Source organism: Halalkalirubrum salinum, assembly GCF_005543295.1.
Taxonomy (GTDB): Archaea; Halobacteriota; Halobacteria; order Halobacteriales; family Haloferacaceae; genus Halalkalirubrum; species Halalkalirubrum salinum.
In genome coordinates this window covers 8,704-15,755 of record NZ_SRSG01000036.1, presented here as the reverse complement: position 1 = coordinate 15,755, position 7,052 = coordinate 8,704, and the positions used below count along the sequence as shown (strand labels likewise).

5 protein-coding genes are annotated in these 7,052 nt (G+C 54.6%); 4 read left to right on the top strand and 1 reads right to left on the bottom strand.

Going from position 1 to position 7,052, the window contains the following annotated elements; genetic code table 11:
* Positions 1 to 289: 289 nt before the first annotated feature.
* Positions 290 to 2,326, bottom strand: a complete 2,037-nt coding sequence (locus tag E5K03_RS12390; protein WP_138007138.1) for a transposase — start codon at positions 2,324 to 2,326, stop codon at positions 290 to 292.
* Positions 2,327 to 2,545: 219 nt separating this feature from the next.
* Between E5K03_RS12390 and E5K03_RS12385 the strand changes: the two genes are divergently transcribed.
* From E5K03_RS12385 to E5K03_RS12370, 4 genes are all read left to right on the top strand, one after another.
* Positions 2,546 to 3,847: a sulfatase-like hydrolase/transferase gene (locus E5K03_RS12385; RefSeq protein ID WP_138007137.1), complete on the top strand. Its 1,302-nt coding sequence runs from the start codon at positions 2,546 to 2,548 to the stop codon at positions 3,845 to 3,847.
* Between the two features lie 357 nt (positions 3,848 to 4,204).
* Entirely contained in the window at positions 4,205 to 4,384 is a 180-nt protein-coding gene (locus tag E5K03_RS12380; protein ID WP_138007136.1) for a hypothetical protein, read from the top strand.
* A gap of 397 nt (positions 4,385 to 4,781) precedes the next feature.
* Positions 4,782 to 6,362 carry a long-chain-fatty-acid--CoA ligase gene (locus E5K03_RS12375; protein WP_138007135.1) on the top strand — a complete coding sequence of 527 codons (1,581 nt, stop codon included), beginning with the start codon at positions 4,782 to 4,784 and terminating at the stop codon, positions 6,360 to 6,362.
* A 74-nt stretch (positions 6,363 to 6,436) separates the two neighbouring features.
* The coding region (locus E5K03_RS12370) for a thiolase family protein (RefSeq protein ID WP_265338733.1) at positions 6,437 to 7,052 on the top strand (616 nt) is incomplete at its 3' end.

The window sequence follows — 7,052 nt, the reverse complement described above, 5'->3', positions numbered from 1 at the left end:
CAATACTGCCACCTGTGCGTACCGCTTGTGTAAGTCAATTCCAAGGTACATGGTTTGCTCCTCCGGGATAGAACGCCGGTGCGTAAATCAGAGATTAGTACCTCAAACGGTACCTTCTTTGACGATTGCTAACTACTGAAAGAAGCTGATTCGGGGGTGGTCCCCGGAGTGATCGACGCGACCACCGGGACCCATCTAACTATTCTGAGATATTCTACCGGAAAACAGGCGGTAACCGCGATTGCTGTAGCTCACGTTTTTGGCGAACCGAGGGTGAGAACCGGCCTGATCAGCCGAAGTCTACGTCCGGGAAGACCTTGTTGTGAAGGTCGATGATGAAGATCTTCTTCCGCCAGATGATCTCCTCATCGTCGCGGTGGTCCATCTCGTTGGCGACGATGAGGTTCAGCACCACCCAGCAGTTGTACAGCAGCAGGCACAGCATAAAGAAGAACCGTCGGACGCCGAGACACCGTGACCGCGGTTTCGCCTTGAAGTTCTGTTTGATGTCGCGGAAGGCTGTCTCGATGCTCCACCGCTTCCGATACAGCTGGCCGACACCGAACGCGGTGTGTTTCACCCGGCGTGGACCGACGGCGTTCGGGTTGACCCCGCGCGCCTCGATGTCGAAACTGGTGATGAAGGACTCGCGCTCGATTTCGGGTTCTTCTTCCTCGTCCGCATCACCCTCGACATTCTCTCCCCCACGTTCGAAGTTTGTAAGCGTCGCCTGTGCCTCATCCTCGTCTTCTGCCTCTTTCCTCTTGCGTTGCTCGCCTTTCTTCGTGACTGCTTTCGACTTCTTCTCTAGGGCCAGCAACGTGGTTTTGTGGGCATGACTACCTTCGCCGTCCACCTCGTACGGTTTCCAATCAGCACGTCCCTCGGCACCCTCTTTGAGGAACTCCTTGATCTCTTCCCCCTGCTTGCGCTTTTTCATCACGTAGTCGAGGCCGCAGTGAGTGATGTACGAGCAGATTCTCTCAGTCGCAAACTCACTGTCGGCGTAGACGGCCTTGATGTTCAGCAGGTCGCGGGCGCGGTCGAGCAGGTACCGCACGCACTGAAACCGGTTGTCGGCTTTTACTTTCGAGATGTTTGCCAGGACGATGGCCCGACCTCGGTAGATCGCCGTGAGCGTGATGTCCTGGTAGGCGTAGCCGGTGTCGTACTTTGGATAGCGGTGCAGGACGCCGTCCGGTTCCTCTACGTTCGTGTCGTTGCGGTTGTTGTATTCGCGGGCGACACCGTCAACACAGACATCAACAGGTCGGTCGAGCATCCCACGCGACTGTAGCATCTCCACCTGTTCCTCGATGCCGCTCTCAGTGCGCTTGTGCCAGGAGTCTCCCTCACCGAAGTCCCGATCCTCGGGGTTGACCGACCAGTCGTAGCACTCCTTGTCCGGGATGACGGCGTTGGTCTTCGCGTAGTTCAACTCTGCCAGACGGCGGGAGAAGTTCCGGATCGGCTTTGCGAGCGCCTCGGAACACATGTAGTCGGTGTCCGTGACCTGGTTCTCCTTCAGGTACACGTCGCGCCCGCCGACCACCGACTCGTTCCGACGGCTCGTGAACGTGGCCAGCTCGGTGAGGTCTTCGGCGGGGATCTGCTTGTTCGGCCCCCGGTCGTAGTTGAGCAGACCGTTGAAGAGATCGCGGAACTCATTGAAGACGCGGTCCCGCTCCTCGTTCTCCAGCCGGTACTTATCCGGGATGTCATGGTACTCACCCGTGTCACGGCGGTCGAACTCGTCGATGAGTTCCTCGGCCTTCTCGGAGATCTCCAGACCATACTGTTTGCACTTGAGCGCAGCTTTCGCGGCCTCGTACCTGGTGTGTTCGCGGAAGTCGTGTCGGTAGCGCTCCCACCACTGCGTGGCGAACGTCGTGTGGTGTGGGATCTTCCTTAGGTCGAAGCCCATCGCAGCAGCGATTTCTCCGTCTCCTTCAAGCGTCCACTGTAGGCTGTCGAAGCCCGAGATTTCCGGCGAGACCAGCTTCAGGATGTATGCCTTTAACATCGCGCGCCCGGGGAACGAGGAGTGAATCAGATCGTCCTCGGACGCCCAGTCAACTGGGTGATGTGGGACGTAGTCGTGGACAGTGTCGTAGCGCTCTGTTAGAACCGCGATTGCTTCGTCTATCGTCTCGTCTAACTTCGCAATAGGGCCGTCTGGGTCATCTGGTCCCGACCGGATAAAGCGGGATACGTCGCGGTGGCGTTCGAGCTCGTTACTGATGTCGAACTCGGTGTAGAGTGGGTCCTGGTTCCGGTTCTCTCGGCTCCCGATGGAGACCGACTCGATACCGGAACGTCCCCCCATATAAACATCATATAGACCTTGGTTTATATACTTCCCCCTGACACGCCCGGCCTAAAATATTCTTCGAGCGAGTGGATCAACGCCTGAAAGTCACCCATTATTAATCTGAGACGCATTACAGCTTCCTCACCTTCTATATCAAGATCCTGTCTTCAGCAGATTCAGTAGGTGCTTACAACGCACAATTTATATTAATATGGGATTGAATATGACTCAGTAATGAATGATGTCTTTTTAATCACTGTTGATGCCCTGCGCCGAGATCACTTTAACAAAACGTATTTTTCCGAGTGTTGGAACAGTGGATTCGATGACTTTGTACATTTTCAAAATTGTTATTCAAATGGTGTTGCAACACCCCTATCATTTCCCAGCATACACACAGGATACCCGGTTGAAGCTAAAGGAGAATTAAAAACTGATGTGCCAACAATAGCTGAACTTTACGATGACTATACTTTTGCAATAACCAACAATCCACATCTTCGGCCGGATAGAGGATATGATCGTGGTTTTGATTCATTCACTCGGAAACTTGGGGGGTCCTCATCGCTATCTATCTACAAACAGATAAAACAGGTTGCAGGCAAATCTGATATTCTAACTAAAGTCCACAATCTCTTTTGGGAAACTGTTCGTGACTCTATGAGTACTCAGCCGGATTTATCACCATCATCTAGTAGAACTGCTGAGAATATATTGGGACAGTTGGAAAGCTCAATTCAGTCACAACCTGGGTTTTTTTGGGTTCATCTTATGGAACCACATCATCCATATTATCCGCAAAAAGTCACGGATCGAGATATAGTAACACAATATGATAGTGAACAAATCAAACATATAAATAATAAGATCCGCGGTCCTGCGATAAGAAGCATGGGGCTTGACAAAACAGGTAAGGATCTACCATCACCCACAGAAGAAGAGATTGAGTTCTGTCGGGAAATGTATGGTGAGATTGTTAAATATATAGACAGAAATATTGCGAAATTTTTCAAAGAAATTCAGCAGAGTGGTCGATGGGAACAGAGTATGATAATACTCCTCGCTGACCATGGGGAAGCCTTTGGAGAAAATGGTGTTTTTCAACATGACTGGTCTGCGAATCCGATTGACTCACTTATTGAGGTTCCTTTAGCAGTGAAATATCCGAACAACAAATACGCCGGAGAAAATCATACACACGCAGTACAAACGGGTGATTTGTTGGCTACGTTATCTGGGGTGTTTGACTGGAACGTGAACTTACCACGCCACACTCGCCCGTTTATAGAATCGGGATACCGGCCCATTATTTCGAAATCAAATAATGCGATCAGAGTAACTACAGATAATGGGTATGCTATCCAACGGGATGATTCGATTGTTGAAACTAATGGTGAGATTGCTGATGAGGCCCTGACCGTTCTTCGATCCGCTTCCCTGCCTTCCGTTGAATCTATGTCTGGTGATATTCCGGGGTTAACTGGTAGAGAGCAGGATGAATTAGAAGATCGTCTTAAGCATCTCGGCTATAAATAGACGTTCTTATTTTGTGTATGGTGTGACGACAGTATATGGTGTGTAGTTGTGGCTATATCTAACTTATTTATTTCTCATTTCTTTGAGGTGTATCACATCGTCTGATGAAGGTCGTAATTTGAACTCCGACGTTGACTCCCCTTGTTATCTAACGAAGAAGTCTTGCCCAGGGTATGGTCACGGTCTGCTGAAAAAAGGTTGCCTGATCGTCTGACGTAATACTATGTATTCCGAACTCAACACAGTGGAATACAATGGTATCACAGGGTGACAAAAAACAGGTAGCAGTTCGTATTCCACTACGATAGAAAGCCGAATTAGAGCGTGAGGCGGCGGAACGAGGTGTTAGCAGATCGGATGTCATCCGATCTATCCTTGCTGATCGGCACCAGGTTGCTGGACACGCTCGAAAAGATCGGGACGGTCGCGTACCACGAGCGCTCAAAGCAGGTCTACGCAACCGAGGCGACCGCCGCTCTTGCCGGTCTCGTTCGGCACCTCGAATCTGTCTGTGAGACTACGGTGAGAGAAAAGTAAACTATTTGAGGGAATCGGATAGAACGGCCCTTCGGGGAGCACGGAATAGACGCATTTTTATTTCAATTATCTCACCCACCAACAAACACCGTTTGAGGTACTAGAGATTCACCTATGCGGGCTTTCCCGGATGCCGCCGGGAGCGGCATCCGGGCTGTGACGCCCATAACTCGGCTTCTTTCGCACTCGGACCAGTCAGCACCACGTGCTTTGATGCACGGAATACAGCTCGGTCTCTTGCGTCCCATAGTTGATTCACGCTCCGATGGGATAGCAGAATTTCCATCGAGTCAGCACGTCTCCAAGAACATGTCACCTGCAGAGGGTTTCAGCAGAGCCAAGTGAGTGTAATTGTTAAGAAAGAACTTTACGTATCACAGTTACGTCTTGACACACCATGCATCGACAGATGACGACGCTGGATTTCCTTGACAGGGGAGTTGATGTTTACGGCGACGCTGTTGGCGTGATCGCCCACGACGGTACCGAGTACACCTACGATGCGTTCGGCGACCGGGTCGATCGTGCGGCGGCAGCGCTCTCGGTTCTCGGGATTGACCCGGGCGACCGCGTGGCGTTGCTCGCACCCAACACGCACTGGTTTCTGGAGACGCTGTTTGCGATCAACGTTCTCGGGGCCATCTCGGTCCCGCTCAATTACCGGCTGATCTCTGAGGACTACGAGTACATCCTCAACGACTGCGGGGCCCAGGCGATCGTCGCTGACCACGAGTACGCAGCAAAGGTCGAGGCAATCCGCGACAACGTCCCCGTCACAGCGTTTGTCGCCAATCCAGCCGATCGCGTCGAAGGTGACTGGCAGGACTACGAGTCACTTATCACGGACGCTGACCCCAGCGAGATCGAGCGCCCGGACATCTCCGAGGACGACCCCGCGACGATAAACTACACGAGCGGGACGACCGGCGAACCAAAGGGCGTCGTTCGGACGCACCGAACCGAGCACCTGCACGCACTAATCACTGCACATCACACGGAGATCAGTGACGACGACGCCTACCTCTGGACGCTGCCGATGTTCCACGTCAACGGCTGGGGGTATCCCTACGTCATCACCGGCGTCGGCGGGACACACGTCTGCCAGCGGCACTTCGACGCTGGAGACGCCTTCGATCGCATCCGCGCCCATGATGTGACCTATCTCTGTGGTGCACCGACCGTCCTCGATCGGATGATCGACCACTACCAGACCCACGACATTGCAGCGACCGGTGATAAGCCGGTCAGAATCGCGACTGCGGCCAGTCCGCCGCCTGAGTCCACGATCCGGACTGTCGAGGACAAACTCGGCTGGAATATTCTACACGTCTACGGGTTGACCGAGACCGGTCCACTCATTACGACGAGTAACTCGCCGCGCCGGATCGAAAGCGAGGGCCGATTTGCGATCAAGACTCGTCAGGGCCACGCCATGCTCGGGACCGAACTCCGCGTCGTCGACGAGGACGGCGAGGACATTCCGCCCAACGACAGGGCGATGGGCGAGATTATCGTCCGCGGCAACCAGGTTATGGACCGCTACTGGAACAAGCCCGAGCGAACCCGCGAGGCCTTCTCCGGGCGGGTCGACGGCTGGTTCCACACCGGCGACATCGCCAGCATCGACGAACGCGGGATGATCTCGATCAAGGATCGGAAAAAGGACGTCATTATCAGCGGCGGCGAGAACATCTCAAGCGTCGAGGTCGAGGACGCCCTTTACGCCCATCCTGACATCGAACGCGTCGGCGTGATCGGCGTCCCCCACGAAGAGTGGGGCGAGACGCCAAAAGCGATCGTCGTCGCGGCCGACGGCGCCGACCTTACCGAGGACGGTGTCATCGAGTTTGCTCGCGACAATCTGGCGAAATTCAAGTGCCCAACCATCGTTGAGTTCGTCGACGATCTCCCAGAGACTGCCACGGGGAAGATCCGTAAAGTCAAACTCCGGGAGGCCCACGGCGACGTCGAGGGGTGACACAGTTCGTTTCGGTTCTTTCGCTGTCAGCTTTGGGCTGAACACTTAACTACACCGCTTGTCTCGGTGCAAGCGTGACAGATCCGCGAATCGCGGCCGTCGGGACCTCCCCGCTTGGCCGTACTGACCTCACTGGTCGGGACCTCTTTAGCGTCGCCGTCACGGAGGCGTTCGAGGGATTGCCTGACCCCGCTGAGATTGTCGATGCGATCTACGTCGGCAACCAGTCTGAATCCTACGAGCACCAGATTATGTACGGGACGCTCATGGCCGAGTGGTGCGGATTGCGCCACGTCCCTGCCGAGCGCGTCGAGGGGTGTGCCGCCGCCGGCGCCCTGGCGTTACGACACGCTGTCGAGGACGTCAGGAGCGGGCGCCGTGACGCCGTCTTGGCGTGTGGCGTCGAGAAGATGACTGCCGGCGGAACTGCCGGCGCGACCGACGCCCTGTCGGCGGCGTTCGATCGCGCGACCGAGCAACGCTCTGGTGTTACCGCTCCCAGCCAGTACGCCCTGCTCGCACAGCGATATCTCCACGAGACCGATGCGACCGAGCGTGACCTCGCACGCATCGCGGTCAAGAATCACAAAAACGCCGCTGCCAACCCCAGAGCAATGTTCCAGCGCGAAACTGATGTCGAGACGGTACTCGACTCCGCATACGTTTCACCGCCGCTGAAACTGTTCGACT

Excerpts from the sequence above, each read along its gene's own strand:
- E5K03_RS12390 (WP_138007138.1), bottom strand. The coding sequence starts at position 2,326 with ATGGGGGGACGTTCCGGTATCGAGTCGGTCTCCATCGGGAGCCGAGAG.
- E5K03_RS12385 (WP_138007137.1), top strand. The coding sequence starts at position 2,546 with ATGAATGATGTCTTTTTAATCACTGTTGATGCCCTGCGCCGAGATCAC.
- E5K03_RS12380 (WP_138007136.1), top strand. The coding sequence starts at position 4,205 with ATGTCATCCGATCTATCCTTGCTGATCGGCACCAGGTTGCTGGACACG.
- E5K03_RS12375 (WP_138007135.1), top strand. The coding sequence starts at position 4,782 with ATGCATCGACAGATGACGACGCTGGATTTCCTTGACAGGGGAGTTGAT.